Genomic DNA, 562 nt, shown 5'->3' with positions numbered 1-562 from the left:
TCACCGACATCACCGGGCAGAGCACCAGCGACAGCCTGGACATCGCGATCCTCGATACCGCGCCGGAGGCCAAGGCCGACGCCCGCAACATCGACGAAGACACCACCACGGCACTCGACGGCAACGTCATCGACGGCACCAACGACACCGCCGATACCCTGGGCGCCGATGCCACCAGCGTGACCAGCGTCACGCCGGACGGCGGGAGTGCGTCTGCCGTCACCGCGGATGATGCGACGGTCGTCACCGGCAGCTACGGCACGCTGACCCTCAACAGTGATGGCAGCTACAGCTATGTGCTGGACAACAGCAATGCCGAGGTCCAGGGCCTGGATGATGGGGCGTCACTGACCGACGTCTTCAGCTACACGATCACCGACGCCGATGGCGATGCCTCCAGCACCACGCTGACCATCACCGTCGACGGCTCGACCGATGGCGTGCCGACCATCACCTCGCTGGATGACCAGTCGGTCACTGAGGCGACCGGCGGCACCGTCACTGACACCTTCCAGGTGGAAGCGGATGCCGGCATCGCCAGCGTCACCGTGAATGGCACTGA

The 562-nt window shown here is 65.5% G+C and carries 1 protein-coding gene; it reads left to right on the top strand.

Annotation, left to right across the window (positions count from 1 at the left end; all coding sequences use genetic code 11):
• A partial coding sequence (locus tag QD172_RS17285) for a VCBS domain-containing protein (protein ID WP_279856364.1) occupies nt 1-562 on the top strand: 562 nt, incomplete at both ends.

This window comes from Cobetia sp. 10Alg 146 (assembly GCF_029846385.1).
Taxonomy (GTDB): domain Bacteria; phylum Pseudomonadota; class Gammaproteobacteria; order Pseudomonadales; family Halomonadaceae; genus Cobetia; species Cobetia marina.
Note: the sequence above shows the minus strand (reverse complement) of the source record. Positions and strands in the feature narration are given on the sequence as shown.